The organism is Chryseomicrobium imtechense, from assembly GCF_041475995.1.
GTDB classification, from domain to species: domain Bacteria; phylum Bacillota; class Bacilli; order Bacillales_A; family Planococcaceae; genus Chryseomicrobium; species Chryseomicrobium aureum.
Window position 1 is genome coordinate 74,097 of sequence record NZ_JBGOBM010000004.1, and the last position, 25,813, is coordinate 99,909.

At 44.6% G+C, this 25,813-nt stretch carries 24 protein-coding genes; 14 read left to right on the top strand and 10 right to left on the bottom strand.

All coding sequences use genetic code 11. The features are described from left to right. Positions 1–37 precede the first annotated feature (37 nt). The 4 genes from AB5N96_RS05175 to AB5N96_RS05190 are packed head-to-tail and all read right to left on the bottom strand — an operon-like array spanning position 38 to position 3,535. Positions 38–1,339, bottom strand: a complete 1,302-nt coding sequence (locus tag AB5N96_RS05175) for a cryptochrome/photolyase family protein (RefSeq protein WP_499704869.1) — start codon at positions 1,337–1,339, stop codon at positions 38–40. Further along, entirely contained in the window at positions 1,332–2,033 is a 702-nt protein-coding gene (locus tag AB5N96_RS05180; protein WP_499704870.1) for an ABC transporter ATP-binding protein, read from the bottom strand. The genes AB5N96_RS05175 and AB5N96_RS05180 overlap by 8 nt, the downstream gene beginning before the upstream one ends. A gap of 4 nt (positions 2,034–2,037) precedes the next feature. Continuing rightward, entirely contained in the window at positions 2,038–3,102 is a 1,065-nt protein-coding gene (locus tag AB5N96_RS05185) for an ABC transporter permease (RefSeq protein WP_499704871.1), read from the bottom strand. Positions 3,103–3,106: 4 nt separating this feature from the next. Continuing rightward, on the bottom strand, positions 3,107–3,535 hold the full coding sequence (locus tag AB5N96_RS05190) for a hypothetical protein (protein ID WP_499704872.1): 429 nt from the start codon (positions 3,533–3,535) through the stop codon (positions 3,107–3,109). A 102-nt stretch (positions 3,536–3,637) separates the two neighbouring features. Here AB5N96_RS05190 and AB5N96_RS05195 point away from each other — a divergent pair, with 102 nt between their 5' ends. From AB5N96_RS05195 to AB5N96_RS05240, 10 genes are all read left to right on the top strand, one after another. Further along, complete coding sequence (locus tag AB5N96_RS05195) at positions 3,638–4,534, top strand: MerR family transcriptional regulator (RefSeq protein WP_499704873.1); 897 nt, start codon at positions 3,638–3,640, stop codon at positions 4,532–4,534. Between the two features lie 93 nt (positions 4,535–4,627). Next, positions 4,628–5,404, top strand: a complete 777-nt coding sequence (fabI, locus tag AB5N96_RS05200; protein WP_392455730.1) for an enoyl-ACP reductase FabI — start codon at positions 4,628–4,630, stop codon at positions 5,402–5,404. Positions 5,405–5,507: 103 nt separating this feature from the next. Then, entirely contained in the window at positions 5,508–7,541 is a 2,034-nt protein-coding gene (locus AB5N96_RS05205) for a catalase (protein WP_204590122.1), read from the top strand. 497 nt (positions 7,542–8,038) lie between these two features. Beyond that, positions 8,039–9,400, top strand: coding sequence for an FAD-dependent oxidoreductase (locus AB5N96_RS05210; protein ID WP_499704874.1), 1,362 nt, complete (start codon positions 8,039–8,041; stop codon positions 9,398–9,400). Between the two features lie 102 nt (positions 9,401–9,502). After that, entirely contained in the window at positions 9,503–11,173 is a 1,671-nt protein-coding gene (locus AB5N96_RS05215; RefSeq protein ID WP_204590114.1) for an alpha,alpha-phosphotrehalase, read from the top strand. Continuing rightward, entirely contained in the window at positions 11,170–12,087 is a 918-nt protein-coding gene (locus AB5N96_RS05220) for an ROK family protein (RefSeq protein ID WP_204590113.1), read from the top strand. Before AB5N96_RS05215 ends, AB5N96_RS05220 begins: the two co-directional genes overlap by 4 nt. Beyond that, entirely contained in the window at positions 12,084–13,190 is a 1,107-nt protein-coding gene (locus tag AB5N96_RS05225; protein WP_204590112.1) for an ABC transporter ATP-binding protein, read from the top strand. The genes AB5N96_RS05220 and AB5N96_RS05225 overlap by 4 nt, the downstream gene beginning before the upstream one ends. 16 nt (positions 13,191–13,206) lie before the next feature. After that, positions 13,207–14,235 carry a LacI family DNA-binding transcriptional regulator gene (locus AB5N96_RS05230; RefSeq protein WP_499704875.1) on the top strand — a complete coding sequence of 343 codons (1,029 nt, stop codon included), beginning with the start codon at positions 13,207–13,209 and terminating at the stop codon, positions 14,233–14,235. Positions 14,236–14,253: 18 nt separating this feature from the next. After that, positions 14,254–15,891, top strand: a complete 1,638-nt coding sequence (locus AB5N96_RS05235) for a glycoside hydrolase family 13 protein (protein ID WP_204590110.1) — start codon at positions 14,254–14,256, stop codon at positions 15,889–15,891. Positions 15,892–16,364: 473 nt separating this feature from the next. After that, positions 16,365–16,982 (top strand): NAD(P)-dependent oxidoreductase, encoded by a 618-nt coding sequence (locus tag AB5N96_RS05240; protein WP_204590109.1) that lies wholly within the window; start codon positions 16,365–16,367, stop codon positions 16,980–16,982. Positions 16,983–17,032: 50 nt separating this feature from the next. Here the strand turns inward: AB5N96_RS05240 and AB5N96_RS05245 are convergent, their stop codons facing one another. Beyond that, a complete protein-coding gene (locus AB5N96_RS05245; protein WP_499704876.1) occupies positions 17,033–18,313 on the bottom strand; it encodes a glucose-6-phosphate isomerase in 1,281 nt (426 codons plus the stop codon). Between the two features lie 143 nt (positions 18,314–18,456). On the opposite strand from AB5N96_RS05245, the gene AB5N96_RS05250 reads away from it, so the two are divergent. Further along, positions 18,457–19,176 (top strand): YebC/PmpR family DNA-binding transcriptional regulator, encoded by a 720-nt coding sequence (locus tag AB5N96_RS05250; protein WP_204590107.1) that lies wholly within the window; start codon positions 18,457–18,459, stop codon positions 19,174–19,176. After that, positions 19,173–19,646: a hypothetical protein gene (locus tag AB5N96_RS05255; RefSeq protein ID WP_392455740.1), complete on the top strand. Its 474-nt coding sequence runs from the start codon at positions 19,173–19,175 to the stop codon at positions 19,644–19,646. Before AB5N96_RS05250 ends, AB5N96_RS05255 begins: the two co-directional genes overlap by 4 nt. Positions 19,647–19,687: 41 nt before the next feature. Here AB5N96_RS05255 and AB5N96_RS05260 read toward each other — a convergent pair whose 3' ends face one another. Next, positions 19,688–19,981, bottom strand: coding sequence for a hypothetical protein (locus AB5N96_RS05260; protein ID WP_204590105.1), 294 nt, complete (start codon positions 19,979–19,981; stop codon positions 19,688–19,690). Between the two features lie 102 nt (positions 19,982–20,083). After that, complete coding sequence (locus tag AB5N96_RS05265) at positions 20,084–20,500, bottom strand: DUF4395 domain-containing protein (protein WP_204590104.1); 417 nt, start codon at positions 20,498–20,500, stop codon at positions 20,084–20,086. A gap of 153 nt (positions 20,501–20,653) precedes the next feature. Here AB5N96_RS05265 and dapD point away from each other — a divergent pair, with 153 nt between their 5' ends. Both dapD and AB5N96_RS05275 read left to right on the top strand, forming a co-directional pair. Continuing rightward, positions 20,654–21,367, top strand: a complete 714-nt coding sequence (gene dapD, locus AB5N96_RS05270; protein ID WP_392455741.1) for a 2,3,4,5-tetrahydropyridine-2,6-dicarboxylate N-acetyltransferase — start codon at positions 20,654–20,656, stop codon at positions 21,365–21,367. Next, complete coding sequence (locus AB5N96_RS05275) at positions 21,368–22,495, top strand: N-acetyldiaminopimelate deacetylase (protein WP_499704877.1); 1,128 nt, start codon at positions 21,368–21,370, stop codon at positions 22,493–22,495. Positions 22,496–22,765: 270 nt separating this feature from the next. Here the strand turns inward: AB5N96_RS05275 and AB5N96_RS05280 are convergent, their stop codons facing one another. The 3 genes from AB5N96_RS05280 to aroD form a co-directional block, all read right to left on the bottom strand. Next, positions 22,766–24,004, bottom strand: coding sequence for an ABC transporter permease (locus AB5N96_RS05280; protein WP_499704878.1), 1,239 nt, complete (start codon positions 24,002–24,004; stop codon positions 22,766–22,768). Then, positions 23,967–24,896, bottom strand: coding sequence for an ABC transporter ATP-binding protein (locus AB5N96_RS05285; protein WP_392455745.1), 930 nt, complete (start codon positions 24,894–24,896; stop codon positions 23,967–23,969). The genes AB5N96_RS05280 and AB5N96_RS05285 overlap by 38 nt, the downstream gene beginning before the upstream one ends. Positions 24,897–24,986: 90 nt before the next feature. Beyond that, positions 24,987–25,724, bottom strand: a complete 738-nt coding sequence (gene aroD / locus AB5N96_RS05290) for a type I 3-dehydroquinate dehydratase (RefSeq protein ID WP_204590099.1) — start codon at positions 25,722–25,724, stop codon at positions 24,987–24,989. Positions 25,725–25,813 lie beyond the last annotated feature (89 nt).

A 25,813-nucleotide genomic window follows, 5' to 3' on the forward strand; every position in this document is an offset into this window, starting at 1 on the left:
TATAGCATGGGTTGTATTGTCTAGAAGTACAATTGTGTTATTTTATAGACTTATACGCTTCAAGTGCGCGTTCCCGTGCTTCTTTATGGTCGACGATCAGTTCGATATCTTGCTCAGCTTTCCAGTGATGTACGTATTCCGCGTTTTTATCGAATTTCTCGAGTTGAGTCGTGGGATTAAAGATTCGGAAATACGGCGCAGCGTCAATACCCGTCCCAGCGACCCACTGCCAACCCATCCCGTTATTCGCCTCGTCGTAATCGACCAATGTCTCTTTGAACCATTCAGCTCCCCACTGCCAAGGAAGGAGAAGGTGTTTGGTGAGGAAGGAAGCTGCGACCATTCGTACGCGATTGTGCATCCAGCCTGTTTCCCAAAGCTGCTTCATGCCAGCGTCCACAAGGGGATAGCCCGTCTCACCGCGTTTCCACTTTTCGAAGTCGGCTTTACTTGCTTTCCATGGGAACTTATCGAATTCAGACCGCAACGCCTTCGTCTCAAGCGTTGGATGCTCTAACAATTGACGTTTTGCGAACTCGCGCCACACGAGTTGGCGTAGGTAAGGCTCCGCATTCTTTTCTCGTTTCGCAGCGTAGTAGACAGCGCGAACGCTAAGATTGCCCCACGTCAAATACGGAGAGATTTCAGAAGTTGCCTGCGCGTCTGGAAAGTCTCGCATTTTTTTGTAGTCCCCAATCTCTTCTTTTGCAAATCGTTGGAAGTTTTTGATGCCCGCTTTTTCACCTGGAATCCAGTGCTTCGCAAACTTTTTCGTCCACGGATGATCGGGGAGGAGTTCTAGTTCTTCAATTGTCTTCAATGTTTTTGCACGGATCCCTTGCCATTCTTCAGGCATCGCAACCGGTCGTTTCACCGTTTCTTGCTGCGAACGTTTATAGAAGGGAGTGAAAATCGAATAAGGTTCACCGTTGTCTTTTGTCAGTTCGTGATGGGGGAAGAGGAGGTCTCCATCCAGTGTTTGATACGTGATGGATTTATCCTCTAACACTTTTTTTACAGCGATTTCTACCTTTCGCTCGTCTGTTGCATAGCTGTCATTCCACAGAACTTGGTCACAGTTATGTTCGTCTACAAGTTTTGGTATGCAAGTCGTTGGATCTTCATCCGTGACTAGAAGTGTAATTCCCTTTTCATGAAGCGTGCTTTTCAGTTCTTTCAATGATTCTTCTAACCACCAACAAGAAGCTTCTAATTTGCGCATCTCAGGGGATAGAGTGAAAAGAGCTAGCACGCGGCCATCGTGACCGGCTTGTGCTAGCGCAGGGTGATCGTGAAGGCGGAGGTCACGACGAAACCAGACAAGTGTCCGTTTAGTCATGCGCAGCGCCTTCTTTCGGGGTATGGTCTTCTTCACGTAACGTGCCGTCTGTCATCTTAAAGACACGGTCACAGTAGTCAATCAATCGCGTATCATGTGTGACGACGAGTGTGGTCGTCTTTTTCGACTTCGTTTCTTTTTGCAACAGTTCCATCACTTCATACGCGCGTTCTGAATCCAGAGAGGCTGTCGGTTCATCGGCTAATACGATAGATGGGTTCGTGTACAAAGCCTTTGCTATCGCCACTCGTTGGCGTTCCCCTCCAGACAAGTCGGAAGGGTACTTGTTGCAAAGCTCTTCGATACCAAGGTCTTTGTAGAGATCTTCAAGCTCTTGGTCGTTTAATGTGTCTTTTTTTACTTTCTTTAAGAGCATCATTTGGTTGTGGACCGTTAAAAATGGCACCAGGTTAGATGCTTGCAAAATAAAGCCGATTTCGTTCAATCGAACTTTGGATAGCTTCTTCTCGTTGAGTTTTGCTAGAGAAGTGCCATTGATCAGAACGTCTCCTTCCGATGGTGTCTGCAATCCGCCGGCAATTGTTAAAAACGTACTTTTACCGGAACCAGAAGGACCGATAATAGCAATCATTTCTCCAGCTTTGGCTTGAAAGTTGGTTTCTTTTAGGGCTTCGACTTTTTTATGACCCGAGCCGAATGTCTTTTTCGCTTGTTTGAGTTCAAGTACTGTCATATCATCACGCTCCTATTGCTTTCAGTGGATCGATTTTTACTATCGTTAATACGGAGAAAATCGCGCCTAAGATGGCAACTGCAATTAACACGATGCCGTAGATGGCCATTGCAACACCATCAAATTGCACAGGCACTGCGTTCGGAAGGAACAAGCCTGTCACAAGGGTCAACACGTAGCCCGTCACAACCCCGACGGCTGCCAAAATAAACGTTTGTGCTACTACTGAACGTGCCAAGTACCCATTTGAAATTCCTTGAGCCTTCATAACTCCGAACATATTGATCTTTTGCACGGTCAACACGTATAAGAAAATCGCAACGATTGTTGCAGAGATGATGAATAGGAAGTAAATCATAAAGTCGAGCGTTAGTTTCTGCTCTGTATAGCCTGGTAAGTTCTCAATAAATGTTTGGGTATCGACGATTGCCAAATCTTCTGGCGCATCCAGTGCGGATAAATCATCTGAACGAATGACAATACCATTTACTTGATCTGCATTTTGCTCAGCAGCTTCTCCAAAACGCACTAGTTGGAATGTGTCGAGTGACGCGTAGAGAACAGGTGCTGCGTTAAAGCGCGCATCTTCTGTGAAACCTACGATGGTCAATTCTTCATCGGAAGAAGATAGCGTAAGCGTGTCTCCGATTTCAAATCCTTCTTCTTGTAAGAAGTCTGCTGCAACCACTTCATTTTCTCCGGAGAACAGTTCGCCTTCTGAGATATCTGGTGTGATAAATTCATCTTCGTTAATACCGAAGATTGCCACACCTTGTTTCAAGTCACCGCTTGTCACGATGGTATTCAACTGGCCAAGTACAGCAGTTTCTGCGTCGAGTTCATCCGCATCGTCAATCGAAAGGAACGACTGTGGAAGGCTCTGGTCAGAATCCTCCGTCAACATGATGCCGTCACCGTCCCATTTATCTACGGCCTCTCGGTTTAAGTTTGCGAGTCCATTTGCAAGTCCCGTCAAGAAAAAAACGAGGTAAGAGACAAGGAACAGTACCCCGATCACAAGCGCAAAGCGCAATTTATTCTTTTTTATTTCATTCCATGCTAAAAACATCTAGTCATCCTCCTGTCTTGGTGTAAAGTCTTTGAAGCAGCCAAGCAACTAGCCATCCGTAGAGAAGGTGACCTGTCTGCCACCAAGCTAGCGCACTTAAGTCGGTCACTTCAGGTGTCCGACCTGAAAACCCTGTCGTTGGATAGATGATCAATCCAATGAGTAGTGCTGTTAACACTGTATACAAGAACGGCTTGTTCCAGCGTTTCCAAAGCCAGGCATAGATAAATGCCAATGCAAACGACACGACCATGTGGAAACTGATTTCAATCCACTCAGGGAATGTGTAATTTTTCAAAATCGGAAAATAATCAACATTTAACAATAGTGTATAAACTTTATCTCCTGTTAGCCATTCAATGAACTTGAAATAATAATTAAGGACAAGTCCTGATACGAGCCCAACGAGTAAAATACGTCCTGCTTTATCCATACATTCAACACATCCTTTACAACAATTATACAGGAAGATTGTTTTCTTCGTCAAATTATTGTATAATGTTATCAAATCAACAAATTGAAAGGAGGCCGACTAATGAAGGGAAATTATAATATCCAACAGGTCTCTGATGTAACAGGTCTGTCGAAACAAGTCATTCGGAAATGGGAAGAGAGGTACCAGCTCATAGAGCCCGAACGGATGGACAATGGGTACCGCCTTTATCAAGATCAAGATATCTCGACGCTTCTTCGTGTAAAACGTCTTTCTGAAGAAGGGTATACAATTAAACAAGCTGCGTTGCTTCTCGAGAAAGAACGCGAGGCTGAACAGGCGGGGAATCAAACTATTCCCGTTCCCGTTGTAGAAGAGTGGAATGATTATGTATTTAAATTACTTGAATACGGTGCAAATTGTGAGGAGCTCGAGTTAAACCGAACACTTCACCAAGCGCATCAAAATTTGGGACTCGACTTATTCTTAAGTTCCGTCGTTCTACCTTACCTTAGAGAAGTAGGGACGCGTTGGGAGAAGAAGCAATGGGATGAATACCAAGAAGCGGTCTCAAGTATGGTTGTACGCGATTTTCTTGTACAAATCCGCCGAAACTACCCTTACCGTGAAGATGCGCCCCTAGTTCTTGGGGCGTGTGTACCAGGAGAGTATCACGAAGTGCCTCTCCATATTTTGCTTTTACAATTTATGGTCCGCGGCTGGAAGTCGTTTATGATCGGCTCGTCACCTGCACCCGGTTCCATCGAGGCATTAGTCGATCGATTGAAACCAAAATTTGTTTTGCTCTCTGCTTCTACTTCCGTTCCCTTAAAGGAACATCCGGAAACTTTACTAAACTTGAATGAGTTTGCTAAAAAGCATCCGAAGATTAAGTTCTTTGCAGGTGGTAGTGGGATGGAGACGTATTTAAAGACCAACCATTTGGACGCGATTCGTTTTGCTCCAGACTTAAACGCTATTATTCAAGAATCCTTATAAAAGTAGAGTCTGTCATGTGATGACAGGCTCTTTTTTTTATGCTACACTCAAATTAGTAGTAGGTACTAATAACAGTTAACAATGGAGGTCGCTATGCGAGATTTGATCAACTTAGCTGGGAAGAATATTGTTGTCATGGGTGTTGCGAACGAACGGAGTATTGCGTGGGGAGTCGCCAAATCATTGTTTGATGTTGGAGCGAATGTCATTTTCACGTACCGTAAAGAACGGTCATTAGGAAAAATTCAAAAAGTATTAGAAAAACAAGAACGCGAAGCTGCGGTCATCCAATGTGATGTGAATGATGATGCGAGTATCAAGCAGGCATTCACAGAAATCGGTGAGAAGTTTGGTGTGATTCACGGCGTCGTCCATTCGATTGCATTTGCTCACGCAGAAGACTTACACAACAACTTCTTACAGACGTCTCGTGACGGCTTTGCATTTGCACAAGACACAAGCGCGTACTCGTTAATTGCAACAGCTCGGGAAGCAAAGCCGTTCATGACAGAAGGCGGATCAATCATCACGATGAGTTATTTAGGCGCAGAACGCGTATTAGATGGATACAATGTGATGGGCGTTGCGAAAGCATCTTTAGAAGCATCTGTTCGCTATTTAGCAAACGATATCGGAAAAGACGCAATTCGTGTCAATGCGATCTCAGCAGGAGCGATCCGTACACTCGCTGCAAAAGGCGTTCCAGCTTTCAACGAGATCTTACATCAGATTGAAGCAAAAGCACCTCTGAAGCGAAATGTTACACAACAAGAAGTGGGTGACATGTCTGTTGCGCTTCTTGGAGACACAGGACGCGGTGTCACAGGTGAGGTCATCTATGTAGATAGTGGCTACCACATTATGGCGTAACCTTATACAACAACCTATTCCAAATTCACTGGAATAGGTTTTTTTTAATGAACTTAGGGAACAGTAAAAATGGAAATGAAGTTCATTAAAGGAGGAAGCCCATTTGACCAATCAAGAAAAGAACAGTAAGCAGCAGCAGCTCGACCAGTTCCGTGTAAATGATCAAGACCAGGCCCTCACGACCAATCAAGGCCTCAAAATGGCAGAGGATGAATTTTCCTTAAAAGCTGGTGAACGAGGACCGACCCTCATTGAAGATTTTCACTTCAGAGAAAAAATGACCCATTTTGACCATGAACGTATCCCAGAGCGCATTGTTCACGCGCGGGGCGAAGGAGCGCATGGTGAATTTGAACTTTATGAATCATTAGAAGCCTATACAAAGGCTGAATTCCTCACAGATACATCGAAAAAAACACCCGTATTCGTACGTTTTTCAACAGTAGCAGGATCTCGTGGTTCTGCAGATTTAGCACGTGATGCTCGCGGATTCGCTACAAAATTTTATACAGAACAAGGAAACTATGACTTAGTAGGAAACAACATTCCTGTTTTCTTCATACAAGACGCAATCAAGTTCCCAGACCTTGTCCATTCCGTAAAACCAGAACCGCATAATGAAATTCCACAAGCGGCGTCTGCGCATGATACGTTTTGGGATTTTGTGGCGAACAATCAAGAGTCTGCGCACATGGTGATGTGGACGATGTCTGACCGTGCTATCCCGCGTAGCCTTCGTATGATGGAAGGCTTTGGTGTGCATACATTCCGTTTGATTAATAAAGAAGGAACATCCCATTTTGTGAAGTTCCACTGGAAACCAGTGCTCGGCACACATTCAGTGGTCTGGGATGAAGCCCAAAAAGTAAATGGAAAAAACCCGGACTTCCACCGTGAAGATCTGTGGCAAGCAATTGAAGATGGGAATTTCCCTGAATGGGAGTTAGGTCTTCAGATCATTTCAGAAGAAGACGAGTTCAAGTTTGATTTCGATATTTTAGATCCTACAAAGCTTTGGCCAGAAGAAGACGTGCCGGTGAAACTTGTCGGGAAGATGACGTTGAACCGCAATCCGGACAATTTCTTCGCAGAAACAGAGCAAGTCGCATTCCACCCGGGTCACTTAGTGCCAGGGATTGATTTCACGAACGATCCACTGCTTCAAGGACGCTTGTTCTCGTACACAGACACGCAGTTGATCCGTCTCGGCGGACCAAATTTCCACGAGTTGCCGATCAATCGTCCTGTTTGTCCGTTCTTCAACAATCAACGTGATGGCTATGGCCGCCAGACAATTAACGTCGGTCGTGTGAGCTATCATAAAAATTCATTGGCAAACAATACGCCACGTACGACACCGGAAGAAGAAGGCGGCTTTAGTCATTACCAAGAAAAAATTGATGCGCGCAAAGTTCGTGCTCGTAGTGAGAGCTTCAAAGACCACTTCTCACAAGCTACGATGTTCTTTAATAGTATGTCGGAAGTAGAGAAGAAGCATTTGATTGACGCGATGAGCTTTGAGCTAGGTAAGTGTAAAGAACCAAGCATTCGTGAGCAAGTCGTGGAGATGTTCAGTCATGTGCATATCGATTTAGCCAAACCTGTTGCGGAAAGTTTAGGTATGGAAGCTCCGACTGAAAAAGGTCCGTACTCTGAAAAGTCATCACCTGCACTTAGTCAGATGAACACAGTGATGAAGCCAGATACGCGGAAAGTGGCAGTATTAACTTCCGTTCATGCTTCTGGTGATGTTCAAGCAGTTGTGGATTCTTTGAAGTCGGCAGGCTTGCAGGTTGAAGTGATTGCAGAGCGTCAAGGGAAACTGGATGGTGGTCTAGAAATCGACCAGAAGTTCTTGACGGCAGATTCGGTTCTCTACGATGCAGTAGTAGCAGTAGCGGGACCGGAAGCTTCGAGTATTTATAAGAAAGAAGCATCCAACTTCTTACGAGAAGCATTTGATCATGTGAAACCGATCGGTTCTGCGGGAGACGGCAAGCAGCTACTTGAGCACCTTGGATTCACTGGGGAGCCAGGTGTCACGGATGATGTGTTGTCAGCATCATTTGTTGACGAAGTAGCCAAACACCGTTTCTGGGAACGTGAGCTTGGCGGCAAATCTAACAACAAACACTAATTACATCAGCCCGTCCGACGAAATTACCGTCGGGCGGGTTTTTATTTGAGATTGATGATGGTAATTAGTTTCCACAAAAGTGTGACAGACACCAAATTTGCGAATACCAAACTAAGTTGAGTGAAGTGGAGGGGCTGACTCCGGAGGGATTAAAAGCGGAACGTGAGACCCCGGAAGCGTGATCTTGCGCTGAGGAGGCTCACGACGCGCCCTCGGAAAGCAGCCCCGCAACGGAACTCAACGTTTTAGTCAGTTGTCGGCTCTACATCTAAAATTTAGTTTCCATAATATGACTTCGGTAGAACAAATCTGATTTCAGTAGAATAAAAGTCCATTTCGGTAGAACAAATCACAATTAGTGGAGAACAAATCTCCATTTCATCCGATGAACGTCCGCTCAGCGCAAAACTCACCCGCGTTTTCCCTAAATTGCCCACGATTCAGAAAGGACTAGAAGGGGTAGAGCTAGAATAGAGATAGAAAAGGAGTGTGGGCATATGAAATACGTCATCATCGGGGGAGACGCAGCCGGTATGAGCGCTGCGATGGAAATCGTCAGAAATGAAGACAACCCAGAAATCACTGTGCTTGAGGCAGGCCATATATATAGTTACGGCCAATGCGGACTTCCGTATGTGATCAGTGGAGAAATCGAAAAATCATCAGATGTTATCGCGCGAAGTGTGGAAGAATTCCGGTCAAAATACGGCATCGATGCACGAACGGGGCACGAGGTACGTGAAGTGGACAGCGAGAAGAAAATTGTTCGCGGACGCATCTTACATTCTCTCGAAGACTTCGAAGTCTCGTACGACAAACTCCTTATTGCGACAGGAGCAGCCCCTATTTGGCCGGACTGGGAAGGGATTTCACTAAAAGGCATTTATCCGCTGAAAACGATTCCGGACACAGAACGTATACTGACCGCTCTTCAAAAAGACGTGAAACGCGTTGCCATCATCGGCGGAGGATACATAGGACTCGAACTCGCAGAATCGTTTCGTGAACTGGATAAAGAAGTCCGCATATTCCAACGAGGGCCACAACTTGCGAACATTTTTGATTCCGAGATGGCCGAGCTAATTCTACGAGAAGCTGAGCGGAAAAATGTGCGTGTCCATCTAGAAGAAGAGGTTCTAAAATTCAGCGGAGAAGATGCAGTTGAAAAAGTACACACGTCGAAAGGAGAATACGAAGCAGACCTTGTCATTGTTGCGATTGGCGTAAGTCCCTCCACACAATTCATCACGAATGCCGAGAAATTGAAAAACGAAGCACTTCTCGTCAATGAGCGTATGGAAACAACTGTGCAAGACATTTACGCCGCTGGAGACTGTGCGAGTCATTACCATATGTTAAAAGAACAACCGGATTACGTACCGCTTGGTACAACTGCGAACAAGCAAGGACGGATTGCAGGGCTTTCCATGATTGGTTTCAATAATGAATTTAAAGGAATCTTAGGAACGTCCATTATAAAATTCTTTGACCTCACACTTGGTAAGACAGGCCTTAGTGAAAAAGAAGCAACAAAACTTGGCATCTCGTATGAAACCAATACACGTATCGGGCATGATGTGGCTGGTTACTACCCTGGAAAAGAAGAACTGCATACAAAATTAATTTGGGAAAAAGAGACTCAATGTCTGCTCGGAGCACAAATTATTGGTGGCGCAGGGGTCGATAAACGAATTGACGTATTAACTGTAGCCTTGACCCAAAAGATGTGTTTAGGTGAACTGTTAGATCTCGATTTGAGCTATGCACCGCCTTACAATGGAGTATGGGACCCAATCCAACAAATTGCGAAACGTAACTGGAAACTTGTAAAACGCGAACATGACCATGAACCTTACTAAAGGGGGCATGGTTTTTTACTGTGCATTATTTTTTGTGCAAGCGCTTGCATAATCATTTTGAAAGCAGTAGAATGAGAGAAAGAAAATGGGGGAGTGAATGTCGTGCAACAACAGCCATGGTGGAAAACGAGCGTCGTCTATCAAATTTATCCACGTAGTTTTATGGATAGTAATGGTGACGGAATTGGTGATATTCCAGGAATCATCTCGAAGCTCGATTACTTACAAGACCTCGGAATCGACGTCATCTGGCTAAGCCCAGTCTACGATTCACCAAACGATGACAATGGCTACGACATTCGTGACTACCGGGCCATCCATAAAGAATTTGGAACGATGGCCGATTTAGAACAACTGATTGAAGAAGCCAAAAAACGTGGTATCCGCATCGTGATGGACCTCGTTGTCAATCACACATCCGATGAGCATGCTTGGTTCACAGAATCAAAATCATCGACAGATTCTCCTTATAGAGACTATTACATATGGAAGCAAGGAAATCCACCAAATAATTGGGGCTCTGTGTTCTCAGGTTCTGCGTGGGAACGCACTGAAGAGGATTGGCATTACTTGCACTTGTTTTCCAAAAAACAACCTGATTTGAATTGGCGCAGTGAAGCACTCCGGAAAGATGTCTATGATATGATGACCTACTGGTTAGACAAAGGAATCGGCGGTTTCCGAATGGACGTCATTAACTTCATCTCGAAACATGAAGACTTGCCCGACGGGATTGTCCATGAAGGGTCACATTACGGAGACGGCAGCCCCTACTTTATGAACGGACCTGTTATTCACACATACTTACAAGAAATGAATGAAAAAGTTTTAAAACACTATGACATTTTAACGGTTGGAGAAATGCCAGGCGCTACAACAGACGACGCGATTCTCTATACAAAAGAAGATCGTCATGAACTAAACATGGTGTTTACATTTGAACATATGGATCTTGATTCAGGTCCTGGTGGCAAGTGGAATTACAAAGACTTATACTTGCCAGACTTGAAACGAAACTTTGAAAAATGGCAACTTGCCTTAGAGCATGAAGGATGGAACTCGCTTTACTGGAACAATCATGATCAACCGCGTATCGTGTCTCGATTCGGAAATGACGAGGCGTATCGCGTACATTCTGCAAAAATGTTGGCACTCGTGTTACACGGCCTAAAAGGAACGCCGTATATATACCAAGGTGAAGAAATCGGCATGACAAATATCCAACTGCCCGACATCTCGCATTATAAAGATATTGAAACACTCAATATGTACAACGAACGATTGGCTGCAGGGGAAGAGCCGGAAAGTATCTTGAAGCGCATCTACGTTAAAGGACGGGACAATGCACGGACACCGATGCAGTGGACTCCACAAGGCGGATTCACGACAGGTACACCGTGGCTTGCGCAAAACCCGAACACGGCTTCAATCAATGCAGAGCAAGCTGTGAATGATCCTGATTCTATCTTCGCTTTCTATAAAGAGCTAATCGCACTTCGAAAAAAAGAAGCGATTCTGACAAAGGGCGATTTTACTTTACTTTTGCCAGACGATGAAGAATTGTTTGTTTATAAACGTAGTTATCAAGGCACAGAATGGTATGTGCTGGCAAACTTTTCACAGACGACTCGTACTGTAGCGCATGAAGAGTTACCACTACCATCTACACAACACGTAATTGGAAATACAAAACTCAAAACTAGTGCACATGGTATCGAACTTGGTCCCTATGATGCAGTGATTGTCGAGTGTACAAAAGGAGAAGGCAAATGACACAAGTACTTGGAGTAGATATCGGCGGTACGAAAATTCGTTTTGGTGTCGTTACGACAACAGGTGAAGTTTTAGCTGACTGGACCATTCCGACACAAATTCCTCTTTATCCTTATTTAGAGCAGCACGTGAAGCATGCCATTTCTGACCATCCTGGAATCCAAGCAATTGGAATCGGGACGCGCGGAATGGTGGAACCAGGTACAGGCAAAATTGTTTTTGAAATGCAGTTAGAGGGCTGGGAAGGGACACCAGTGAAAGAGTGGCTAGAAGGCGCAACAGGACTTCCGGTCGCAGTAAACAATGATGCGAATGTAGCAGCTCTAGCAGAAGCCATCCTCGGTGCAGGGCAAGGGGCTCGTAACGTTGTAGCAGTCACTGTTGGAACTGGACTAGGTGGCGGGCTGATCTTTGACGGGAAAATCATGGACGGCAAACATGGGGGTGGCGGAGAAATCGGCCACATGCTGTTGTATCCACACGGAATCCCTTGTGGGTGTGGCAGACGCGGGTGCGCAGAGCAATATGTTTCCGGTTCAGCGATTCATCGTTTGATTCAAGAATATCAAGTCGTGCACGCGGACGGTTCTTTCGTCACACCACGTGAAGTGTTCCCGTTAGCATTACAGGGTCATAAACAAGCGCAACAAGTACGCGCGCGTTATGTGCAGGATCTAGCGCTCACAATTTCATCATTACAAGCCATTCTCGACATGGACGTGGTCGTAGTCGGTGGAGGTGTGATCGATTCAGCTGAAGTTTGGTGGAGTCACCTATTAGAAGAGTTAGAACCTTTGTTACTGAAGCCTTTGACTTTAAAACGAGCTCAATTTGGAAATGAAGCAGGCATGCTCGGAGCAGCTATGCTTGTACGCGACGCTGCGGCGCACCGCGAGAAAGGAAGTTTGGCATGACAACTCTTACACTAAAAAATATTACAAAACGTTATGACAATAAAGTACAAGCAGTAACAGATTTTAATTTAGACATTGAAGACCGCGAGTTCATCGTCTTCGTAGGTCCTTCTGGTTGTGGGAAATCAACGACACTTCGTATGATTGCAGGTCTTGAAGATATTTCAGAAGGCGACTTCATGATTGATGGCAAGCGTATGAACGATGTGGCTTCTAAAGATCGCGACATCGCGATGGTGTTCCAAAACTACGCACTTTATCCACATATGAGCGTGTTCGACAACATGGCGTACGGATTGAAAATTCGCAAAGTGCCAAAAGATGAAATCAAGCGCCGTGTGGATGAAGCTGCAAAGATCTTAGGTCTTGATCCTTACCTAGATCGTAAGCCAAAAGCGCTTTCTGGTGGACAGCGTCAACGTGTAGCATTAGGCCGCGCAATCGTCCGTGATGCATCTGTCTTCTTAATGGATGAGCCATTATCGAACTTAGACTCCAAATTACGTGTTCAAATGCGTTCGGAGATCATTAAACTTCATAACCGCTTAAACACAACAACGATTTATGTAACACATGATCAAACAGAAGCAATGACGATGGCAACGCGCATTGTCATTATGAAAGACGGTGTCGTTCAACAAGTTGGTACACCAAAAGAAGTATACGACAATCCAGACAACATGTTCGTCGGTGGCTTTATTGGTTCACCTTCTATGAACTTCCTGACAGGTACAGTGGTAAACGGTCAGTTCAAAGTTGGCGAAGTACTGATTTCACTAACGGATGACCAACAAGCACGTTTAAAAGCATACGAAGGACAAGAAGTCGTTCTTGGTATTCGTCCAGAGCATGTTACAGATGATAACGGAGCTTATGATGTAACGCACGCACACCGAGTACCAGCCTACATTGAAGTGGCAGAACTTACAGGTGCCGAGCAGATTTTATATGCAAATTTAGAAGGGCAAGACTTCATTGGACGTGTAGATGCACAAAACGGTATCGAACGCGGCCAGACTGTGGATCTCGTGTTCCACATGGAGCGGGCACACTTCTTTGATAAAGAGACTGAACTACGAATCGGCGCAGTTGACACTATTTAAGAAAGAAGGAGTTCGCATGGCTGTAACGATTATAGATGTTGCACGAGAGGCCAATGTCTCTCCTTCCACTGTTTCACGTGTCATCGCCGATCACCCACGGATTAGCGAAAAGACGAAGAAAAAGGTACGGGAAGTCATGGAAAGTATGCACTACTATCCAAACTTCCAAGCACGAAATCTCGCAGCGCGCACGACGCAAACTATTGGTGTCGTGATGGCAAACTCAGCGACACTCGCATTCCAAAACCCGTTCTTCCCGGAAGTCATCCGAGGAATTTCTACAACGGCACATGCTTGCAAGCTAGGTCTGTATTTATCTACAGGTGGTACAGAAGAAGAGATCTTCCAAGAAGTTGTCGCGATGGTACAGGGGAGAAAAGTAGATGGCATCATCTTGTTGTACTCTCGAGTAGATGATAAAACACTCAATTACTTACGTGAGATGCAGTTCCCGTTCACGATTGTGGGGCGTCCATATGCATTTGAAGACCAAGTAGATTTTGTCGACAATGACAACAAAAAGATTGCACAAGATGTGGTGGAATATTTATTCGGGTTAGGGCATCGCGAAATCGCCTTCATCGGAGGAGATTTAGAGTTCGTCGTATCATCTGATCGTCTAGAGGGATACCGTGTGGCACTTGAATCGCATGCCTTAAAGTATCAAGAACAATATTTTATCCACGACTTTGCTTTTGAGCAGGACGGAAAAGAAGCAATCAGACAGTTAATGACACAACAGTCACCACCTACTGCTCTAGTGGCGCACGATGACTCAGTAGCGTACGAAATCATTCGTTACCTCGAACAATTAGAGATTCGCGTACCAGAAGATGTTTCGATTATTAGCTTTAATAACCATGCCTTGTCAGAGCATGTAAAACCACCTTTGACATCAGTGGATATCAATATTTTTGAATTGGGTCTAAAAGCGACCGAGTTACTACTCGAGCGCATCAAACAACCAGAGAGAGAAGCGACCCATCAGTATGTGGACACGACGCTCATCGTCCGCAACTCCTGCCAATCTCTCAATACACGGTAGAAGTAAGTGAGGCATCTAATGAAAAAAACATGGTGGAAAGAAGCGGTAGCGTACCAAGTCTACCCACGCAGCTTTCAAGATTCAAACGGAGACGGGATTGGAGACTTGCAAGGTCTGATTTCTCGCTTAGATTACATTCAAGACTTAGGCATCGATATTATCTGGATTTGCCCGATGTACAAGTCACCAAATGATGACAACGGCTATGACATTAGTGATTACCAAGACATCATGGACGAGTTCGGGACAATGGAAGACTTCGATTTGTTGCTTGCAGAAGTGCACAAACGGGGCATGAAATTGATCATCGACCTTGTCATTAACCACTCATCGGATGAACATGAATGGTTCATCGAGTCGCGCTCTTCTAAAGAGAGTGACAAACGTGACTGGTACATTTGGAAAGACGGAAAAGATGGCAAAGAACCAAATAACTGGGGAAGTATTTTTGGTGGTTCTGCATGGGAATATGATGAGGCGAGTGGTCAATACTTCTTGCACTTGTTCTCTACTAAACAACCAGACTTAAACTGGGAAAATGAAGATGTGCGCACAGCTTTATATGACATGGTCAACTGGTGGTTGGATAAAGGAATCGACGGCTTCCGCGTAGATGCGATTAGCCATATCAAGAAAGATCTTACGTTTTCTGATATGCCGGAAGAAGAAGGCAAAGAGTATATTCAAGCATGGTCCAAATACATGAATGTAGAAGGTATCATGCCTTTCCTGGGTGAGTTGAAGGAAAAGACGTTTGCGAACTACGACATTATGACGGTTGGAGAAGCAAACGGAGTAAGTAGTGAACAAATCTCGGAATGGGTCAATGAAACCGATGGCAAGTTCGATATGGTCTTCCAGTTTGAGCATCTCGGACTTTGGGATGGCAACTCTTTAGATGTACTCGAGCTGAAAAACGTTTTAACGCGTTGGCAGCACGCCCTTGCAAACGATGGATGGAATGCATTGTTCATTGAAAATCATGACAAAGCGCGCATCGTTTCAACATGGGGGAATGACCAAGAGTATTGGGCACAAAGCGCAAAAGCTCTTGCGACGATGTATTTCTTCATGAAAGGAACACCATTTATCTACCAAGGGCAAGAGATTGGGATGACAAATGTTCAATTCGACTCGATCGATGACTACAAGGATGTGTCGGCGAAGAATATGTATCGTGAGCGGTTGGCAAATGGCGACACACACGAAGCAATCATGCAAGATCTGTGGCAGACGAGCCGCGACAATTCGCGTACGCCAATGCAGTGGTCAGAGGAGATGAACGCTGGCTTCTCTGAGGGGACACCTTGGATTGGTATGAATCCAAACTACACAGAAATTAACGTGGACCGCCAACTTTCGGATGAACAATCGATTTTGAACTATTACAAAGCGATGATTCGTTTGCGTAAAGAAAATGATGCTTTTGTTTATGGCGATTATGATTTGGTGTTAGCAGAAGATGCACAAGTTTATGCCTATACACGCACTCATGAAAACACTCGCTTCCTCGTTGTAGCGAACCTCACAGCAGAAGCAGCTTCCATCGAGAGCCTTTATGAGACTGTAAAAGATGCACAAGTTGTGCTTGCGAACTCTGACTCAGAAAGTCTAGAGCTTGCACCGTTTGAAGCGCGTATTTATAAATTAGTATAAGGTAGCATGCTAAAATCAGTATTTTCTCTTGTGTACAGTTGAGAGTAAATACTGATTTTTGCTATGTTGAGCTACATTGCAGGGCTGCTTTCCGAGGGCGCGGCGTGAGCCTCCTCAGTGCAAGAACACGCTTCCGGGGTCTCACGTTCCGCTTTTGATCCCTCCGGAGTCAGCCCCTCCATTCCGCTCAACAATTCAGTCTGTAAATCCTATTCTTCAAGCCTAATTTATTCTTTATGTTATAGATTTTCTGTACACTTAAATTGATAAGTAAGATGAAAGCACTATTTCTATTAACTGCCCGGAAGCTAGAACGTCATTTCCCGGGCTATCGAAGTTTTGCCGAGACCCCGCAACAAGACGCAGTCGATGGGAGGAGGCTCGGTGAAAGTTCCCCAGGAAATGGCGTTCTAGCTGGAGGGCTTACCAGTTAAGAGTGGCGTTCAACATATTTAAACAAAAGGAGGAAAACGATGAAACTCGCAATTTTCGGAGGCACAGGGCGTGTCGGGAAACAGGTCGTGGATATGGCGCTGCAAGGTGGCCACGAAGTTCAACTACTCGTTCGTACGCAGCAGGACTGGATGGATCAACCAGGAATTACTGCGATTGTCGGAGATGCTAAAAATCCCGAAGATGTAGCAAAGACAGTTCAAGGAACAGACGCGGTCTTTAGCGGCCTTGGTACAGATAAGACCACGACACTGACAGAATTCATCGAAGGCCTGATTCCAGCACTAGCTATTGCAGAGATTTCACGAGTCGTGACGATTGGAACAGCTGGAATTTTAGATAGTCGAACGACACCAGGTGTATATCGTTTCCAGTCTGGTGAATCAAACCGCAAATTGACATTTGCAGCTGAACAACATGCACACGTGTATGAAACGTTTCGTGATTCCGATTTGGACTGGACCATCATTTGTCCGACCTATCTACCAGATGGTCCGTTAACAAAAACGTACCGTACGGAAGAATCGATGCTTCCTGCAGACGGAAAGCATATTTCAACAGCGGATACAGCGCACTGTGCGTACACAGCACTCAGCGAAGGAACATTTAATCGTGTGCGCGTAGGATTAGCCTATTAAAAAACAGCATTTTTTCATCGTATCGATGAGAAAATGCTGTTTTCATTTTATTAAAACCCGGGTTTGTTCAACAAACGGAACATGTTCACTTTGTATTCTTCAACGCCTGGTTGGTCGAAGGGATTGATTTCTAGAAGATACGCACTGTATGCACAGCTAATCATGTAGAAGTATAACAAATACCCAAGCGTGTCTTCCGAGAAGTCCGGAATTTCAAGCGTTACAAGTGGCACGCCACCTGACAAGTGTGCTTCTGCAGTTGCTTGCTGGACGGCATCATTTACTTCATGTAGTGTCTTACCAGCCAAGTAGTTTAACTCATCGCTGTCGTTGTCCGCCAATTGCATCGTGATATCTTCTTCCACGGATGCCACTTTTAAGAATGTCTCAAACAACATGCGTTTACCATCTTGAACATACTGACCGAGAGAATGAAGGTCTGTCGAGTAGACGACGGATGCTGGGAAAACTCCCTTGCCTTCTTTTCCTTCGCTTTCCCCAAACAATTGTTTCCACCATTCTTGAATAAACTTCAAACGCTCCTCGAAAATAGCTGAGATTTCAACTGGGTAGCCACTTGCATACAAGTGATTACGAATCACTGCATATTGTATCGCAGGGTTTGTTTCTAAACTCACTTCTGCGAGCTCTTCTTCTGCGCGCTTCGCACCAGCAAGTAAATTTTGAATCGAATAGCCAGCTGCTGCAATCGGAAGAAGACCAACAGATGTGAATACGGAGTAGCGACCGCCAATATCATCTGGCACGACAAAACGTGCGTACTCTTTCTCTTTTGCAACGTCCAATAGCGCGCCTTTTTCAGCGTCCGTTGTCACATAAATGCGTTCTGCCGCCTCCGCACCATAGCGTTTTTCCATATAGTCTTGGAGGAATCGGAAAGCAATTGCGGGTTCCGTTGTTTTTCCTGACTTTGAAATGACGTTAACCGCGACTTCTTTTGAATCGAGGTAGTTCATGAGATTCTTCAAATAAGCGCCACTTACTAAATGACCCGCGAAGATGATTTCAACTTTTTCATTTGTTTTAAAAGGTTGTCGTAGCGCTTCAAGTACTGCTTTCGCACCTAAGTACGATCCACCGATACCGATGACAACTAATACGTCTGCTTGCTTTTGAATCTTTTCAGCAGTTTGTTGCAGACGTGCAACGAGTTCAGAATCAATTTCAGATGGCCAGTTTTTCCATCCTAAAAACTCGGCGCCTGCCGATGTGCGTGCATTCATTTGTTCAGAAATTGTAGTGATTTTTTGTGTCGTTTCCGGCGTAATGAGTTTTGAGTAATCCCCGGAAAAAGAGATGTGAACAGTCATTGAAAAACTCCCTTATTTATGTCGTTTTGCTACTTCAATTATAGCACAGAAACGTGCATTTTGATGCGATTTCCTGGAACTAGAAGCATGCTGTGAATTCGTGTATAATGGGAGGCGACTGAATAGAAAGAGAGTGACAATTTATGGGACGTAAATGGAATAATATTAAAGAAAAGAAGGCTTCAAAAGACGCCAATACAAGCCGAATTTATGCTAAATTTGGTCGTGAAATCTACGTGGCTGCTCGTCAAGGTGAGCCGGATCCAGTTTCTAACCAAGCATTGAAAGTTGTACTTGAGCGTGCTAAAACGTACAGTGTACCGAAGCACATCATCGATAAAGCGATTGAAAAAGCAAAAGGTGGCGGAGAAGAAAGTTACGACGAGCTTCGTTACGAAGGATTCGGTCCTGGTGGCTCAATGGTCATCGTCGACGCACTGACAAACAATGTGAATCGCACAGCTTCAGACGTGCGCGCAGCATTCGGGAAAAACGGCGGGAACATGGGTGTCAGTGGTTCGGTATCGTATATGTTTGATGCAACAGCTGTTATTGGTGTTGAAGGAAAAACAGAAGATGACGTATTGGAATTGTTGATGGAAGCAGATGTGGATGCACGTGATATTTTAGGCGAAGAGGAAGCAGTTATTGTCTATGCAGAACCAGACCAGTTCCATACCGTACAAGAAGCTTTCCGCGGGGCGGGTGTTTCGGAATTCTCAGTTGCAGAATTAACAATGCTTGCACAAAATGACATTCAATTAAGCGCAGAAGACCAAGCACAATTTGAAAAAATGATCGACGCAATCGAAGATCTTGAAGATGTTCGCCAAGTCTATCACAACGTGGATTTGAGCGAATGAAAAAACTAGTCGTGTCCATCTTGATTGTTGGGTGGCTACTACTGCCGATTCAAGCATTTGCAAACTTTGCAAGTTTCTTTGTCGTCTATGAAGATCATGTCTATGAATTATCAAGTGAAACTGTGGATGAGGTCGGAAAACAAATCGGTGAAGTCACCGAGTACGGAGACCGAGTTGAGTTCTACAGCGGGAATTTCTCCAATGCGTATGAAGTAGGAACGCCGTACTATGAGATTCCCGGAGTCGATCCTGCAGAGAAGATTGCGGTAGAAGAATCTCCAGGTGTCTATATAGTCGGAGAACGAACAGTTGAGTTTACGGGAGAAGCTGTTCGCGAAAGTTCATTAACGACTGAGTCCATCGGTTCAGTTTTTTCGTTTGTCGTTCTTGGGTTAATCGGTTTCTTCTTGTTTAGACGAATTTCATTCCGTAAAGGGAAGAAAGAAGAAGAGGAGCCTGAAGAAGAATAAAGAATGAAGCCCGGCTCTTACTAGGAGCCGGGCTTTTACTGTCACTGCACGTATTCAACACCATTCTCTGTATAGGATTCTAGATAAATTTGACCCTTCTGAGAATAATAATAATATGTACGCGCATCATCCTTCAATTTAATGGCAACCATCCAATTCTTTGCTCCAGGCAAATTCGCAATGAATGAATCACTGACTAAAATTGACTCTTCCGGTATCGATTCATGTTCAATCAAATACTCAGTTACACGCATTTCTACAAATGCAAGTCGTCCTGATACGGCAATCGCGGTAAACAAAATTACTATACTAATTCCAAAAAGTATTTTTTTCATCACAAATCTCCAGTATATTCGTTTCTAAATTATACGCATCGCTATCACCAAAAGTTCCCACAAAAAAACTGCTGACCCCATTCGGTCAACAGTTCATGCTACTTAAGATGAGACACTCCGACGATATTTCCACTGTTGGTACTGAAAACGAATAAAGCATCCGACACAGAAACCAGCGAGTGCGATGGCAGCAGCTAACCCGACCATAATGCTCGCTGCAACGAAAATAACAGTGCTACCAGCAAGTCCCCCAGCAATCGCAGTTCCTAGAAACGCGACAGCCATAAATTGGTTAAAGCGAAGTTGCCCAACATCTTCTTGTACATACGAAGACAAAGGGTTTTTTAACAATTTCTTTGCCGGTGCTAAAATTGGGTGGAAGCCTGTTGCAAGACTGATTCCATTTGCGAGGAATGGAATGAGCAGTGGCCAAATAGACTGTATACTGAGTGCTGCCACGACAGCTAGCACGATGATCCATTGATTGAGAGTGACAAGAGGTTTTGGAATAGTTTTCATTTAAAACCCACCATTCTTGTATGAATTATAATATTTAAATCATACAAACAAAACGAAGAAATGTAAATGACTTTGCTCGACTTGTATAAAAATACGTGTACTATTAAGATTATTCTTGTACAATAGATAGTATTACTTTAGGGAGGTAGTGTAATGAAGCAATTAGATGCACATGAAATTATTTCGTACATTCAACACGCTAAAAAATCGACACAAGTGAAAGTCTATGTAAACGGGAATGATCTCGACAAACTTTCATTTGGTGACAATACAAAAGTATTCGGTCAAGGCAACTCCGTCATCCTTTTCGGTGAGTGGGCAGAAATTGAGCCAGCTCTAGACACTGCAAAAGCGCAAATCACAGATATCGTCATCGAAAACGAGAGCCGCAACTCTGCGATTCCGCTTCTTGACTTAAAAAACATCAACTCACGTATCGAACCAGGTGCCTTTATTCGTGATCAAGTACACATCGGCAACAACTGTATCATCATGATGGGCGCTGTCATCAACATTGGTGCATCAATCGACGACGGAACGATGATCGACATGGGCGCTATTTTAGGCGGCCGTGCAACAGTCGGGAAGAACTGTCATATTGGTGCAGGCGCAGTCCTTGCTGGCGTAATCGAGCCACCATCCGCAACACCCGTAATCGTGGAAGACGATGTTCTCATCGGTGCTAATGCAGTAGTGCTTGAAGGCGTTCGTATTGGAAAAGGGTCTGTCGTTGCTGCAGGAGCAGTCGTAACGAAGGATGTTCCAGAATATACAGTGGTTGGTGGAACTCCAGCACGCGTTATTAAAGAAATCGATGACAAGACCCGTTCAAAAACAGAAATCATGCAAGAGCTTCGTCAACTGTAAATGACACATGAACTGATTCAGTTACGCCGCAAATTTCACCAGATTCCGGAGCGTGGATTTGAAGAAGTCAAAACGAAGCAGTTGATTGAAGAGACGCTTGCGACATTTCCACAAGACGCACTTGAAGTTTTTCACTGGAGAACGGGTCTCGTTGTAAAAATCAACGGAACAGCTCCTACTAAAACAATTGCGTGGCGTACCGACATCGATGGACTACCAATCGCTGAGCAGACGGGTCTCGAATTTGCGAGTCAACATCCGGGATTCATGCATGCCTGCGGTCACGATATTCATATGACGGTCGCTTTGCATTTAGTGAAGGCACTAGCGGAAAAACCAGCGCGTGATGACGTTCTTGTGTATTTCCAACCTGCTGAAGAATCTCCGGGTGGCGCGTTACCAATGCTTGAGTGGGTGCGTACGGAAAAGCCGGAACTTGAACCGGACGAGTTTTATGCCCTGCACATCGCACCGGAACTTCCGGTCGGTACAGTGGCGACGAAACCTGGTATTTTGTTTGCGAACACCTCGGAATTGTATATCGATTTGTACGGAACAGAAGGTCACGCCGCGTTTCCGCACCGGACAGCAGACATGTCGGTTGCAGCCGCCCATCTTCTAGTGCAGCTACAATCGATTGTCAGCAGGTCTATCAATCCTTTGGAGCCAAGCGTAGTGACGATCGGTAAGATGATGTCAGGAACTGTGCAGAACATCATTTCTGGACATGCTCGACTCGAAGGGACGATACGCACGTTTGATGCGGAAGTGATGAAGCAGATCAAGTCACGTATCGAGGCACTTGCACGCGGAATCGAGCAGTCATTTGATTGCCGTATCACGATTGACTATGGGTCAGCGTATCACCAAGTCTATAATCATGAAGTGCTGGCTGGTCAATTTATTCAGTTTGCACAGCAGGATGCGACTGTCGATTTCTTGTTGTCTAAAGAAGCGATGACAGGAGAGGACTTTGGCTACTTCATTGAAGATATTCCAGGCCTCTTGTTTTGGGCAGGTGTTCAGTCCGAAGCAGGCCTCCATCATGCGAAGTTGAACCCAGATGAGTCCATGATTCCGCTCGTTGCGGAATTTGTGGAACGCTGGATTCGCGCGCGTGCATCCTAAGTTGAAACCCCGACCAAATTTGGTCGGGGTTTTTGTATTCTAGCAAGTACTAGGGTCGCCAACGGTTTTGTTTATGCCCTGATTCCGTTTTATTATGCCCTGGTGGAGGCCTATTGTGCCCTGGAAACTTCGCTTTGTGCCCTCAGTCGTATTATAGTAGCAAGGGGTGGTGTGGTAAAGTTCACACTACCCGCAAATCCACACATCGAACTCCTCCTCGTAGCTAGTATACGGAGCACGGCAAAAAAAAGAACAGGCACAAGGCCCGTTCTAAGTAGTAGTTTTGAAGACGGCTCTAAATTTCGACAAGATTCCGCCTGTTGTATAGGTTAAAACGCTTCGTTTATAGAAATGCATGGTGAAGAAGAACAATCCTACCACGGTTCCAGTGAGAATCAAGAACGATAGGCCCGCTTCCCATACTGGCATGTCTGTTGCTCCGATACGAAGGGGCATGACCATACCGGATGAAAACGGTAGATACGAGAACACTTTTATGAGCATCGTGTCTGGATTAAATGAACCTGTAATCAATACGTAGAAGCCACTTAGTGCCATCATCATCGCAGGAACGAGTGCTTGGCTCGCTTCTTCTACTTTTGAAACGAGAGAACCAAGTAGAGCTCCGAAAATCAAATAGAACATCAGTGTCATCAATAAAAAGGCAACTGTATATAGCAGGTACGCACCTGACAAGTCCCCTAAAATATCTTGCACAATCTCTAATCGTGATCCACCATCTGCTACTAGAAGCAATAACACCGCAATAAGACCGACAGCTGCCAGTTGCGTTAAAGCGACGAGCAATGTTCCGACAAGCTTCGCAAGGAAGTGTGTCGTCGGTTTGATTGTTGCAAGCAATACTTCAAGAACGCGCGATCCTTTTTCAGATGCAACATCTGAAGTGATCATTGATAAGAACGTCATGACGAAGAAATAAATCAAAAATCCAACTAGATAAGAAACACCAATGCCAGCTGCTTTTTCGGATTCACTTTTTCCGCTCGTCGCTTCTTCGTTCACTAATTCATACGCGACAAATGCTTGAGCACTGAGCACTTGCTCCGCTTGTTCAGGTGTTAAGTTCATTTGCTGAACTGCATAGAGCTTCCCAGCATAATCAAGCTGTGCAGAGAGTGTTGTTTGTGTTGTAAAAGATAACGGTTCGTTCGTGAAGATTGTAGCCGCGAGCTGATTCTCTTGATCCTGAAGAGAAATCACCGCATCCACTTGTTCATCGACCAATGCTTCTTTTGCATCTTCTAACGAGCCAGTCGACTGTAGCACTTCCATATCTTCAGTCGATTGTAGCAATTCCCCAGCACCAGAAGCTGTCTCATCCACAATGGTCACCTGCATCGGTTCATCACTGAACAAAAACTCACTGATATCATTCCAAAACAGGACGCCTGCTAGAACAATCGCGTAGAGCGCAATCGTGAAGATGAACGATTTTGCTTTTACTTTTTGTTTATAGAGTTGTTTCACGAGCAGCCAAAACTTCGCCACTTGGTTCACCTACTTTCAGTTTAAAGATTTCATCAAGGGACAAGTAATCAAGACTGAAACGTTCGATATAGTTCCCGGCAGAAACAAAATCAAAGATAGACTGCGCGTAGGATTCGTCACGCAAAGTCAACAGGACATGGTCTTTTTTCTGCACTCCTGATGCCACTCCATCAAGAGCCAGCAATTGCTCAAGCGAATGGTCCGAACGAATCGCAAGTTTGATTTTGCCGTAGCTTTTCTTTAAATCCAGCAAGCTTCCTGAAAACAAAGATTGCCCGCGCTTTAATAAACACAAATGGTCACACAGTTCTTCGACATGGTCCATCTGATGACTAGAAAACAGAATAGTTGTGCCTTGTTCTTTTAAATGAAGAATTGCTTCTTTCAGTAAATCTTTGTTTACCGGGTCGAGACCACTGAACGGCTCATCCAAAATCAAGAATGCAGGTTTGTGGATAAAGCTCGCTATCAACTGAACTTTTTGTTGATTTCCTTTTGATAGCTTTTCAGCCTTTTCTTTACGTTTGTCTTCTAAATCAAAGCGTTCAATCCAGTAGTCCACTTCTTTCTTCAAGTCTTTCCGCTTTTGCCCGCGCAACTCTCCAAAGAAATAAAGTTGTTCCTCGACAGGCATTGTGGGGAAGATGCCGCGTTCTTCCGGTAAATAGCCAAGTAGGTCACGGTCGACGGAGTTCATAGGGTGCCCATCCCAACTGATTGTCCCTTTTGTAGTTTCTTGAAGGTCCAGTATCATACGAAACGTCGTCGTTTTCCCTGCACCATTTTGTCCAATCAATCCAAACGATTCTCCTTTTGGAATGGTAAAGCTCAGTGCATCGACCGCTGTGAAATTTTGATAGGTCTTCGTTACATTTTCAATGACGAGTGTCATCACGTTCACTCCTTCCATAGGTGTTTTACGGTTTACGAAACAAAAAGTTTCAAAAAAAATAAGCCCAAAGTGGAGGGCTTACTAATTGTCTTACAGTAAAAGTTGTTTCATGAGCTCTACTGGCAATTGTCCTGGGGCAGATGGAGTGGAGCCTGCTGCAAACGTTGCAGATGATCCATAGTGGTGTCCACCAAGACGTGAAATTGCACCGAGGTCACCCATCGACATTACAATGAACGGCCTGTCTGCGTACAATGTTTTCATTTGATCGGCTGCATCTAAGAGGCATAGTACATCATGTGGACGCTTCGGCATGACTGCGAGCTTCCCGATATCTCCGTTGATGAATTGCATTTCACGTAAACGCCAGATTAATTCTTCCTTTGGAGGCGTTTTTTCGAAATCATGATTTGAGACGATCACTTTTACACCCTCCGCATGAATGGAGGCGACAAGCTGTTTATTGTCTTCTGAAAATAATTCAACATCTACTAAGTCACACAGTTGGCTCTTCGCAATCAGCTGTAATAGATTTGCATATGCGTTGGATCGAAGTCTTCCTTGGCCACCTTCTTGAACAGTTCGATAGGTGACGAGGAGGGGGGAAGGGAAAGTGAGTTCACGGATCAGAGACAGCGTTTCAATAAGCTCGGCTTCTTCAAACGTTTCCATGAAATCAAGTCGCCATTCCCAAATATCCGGTTTTTTCTGAAGAAGGTATTCAATTTCAGCTTGTAGACGATCGCGCGTAGAACTAATTAACGATACGATAATTTTTGGCTTGCCATGACCAATCGTAACACCACGAATTTCGACCAATTTCAACATTCTCACCTGCCTAGTTTTTCTTTTATCCTACCATACTCAACTATCTCAGAATAGGTCATTTGAAATAGAAAGTTCAGAAAATTTAATGT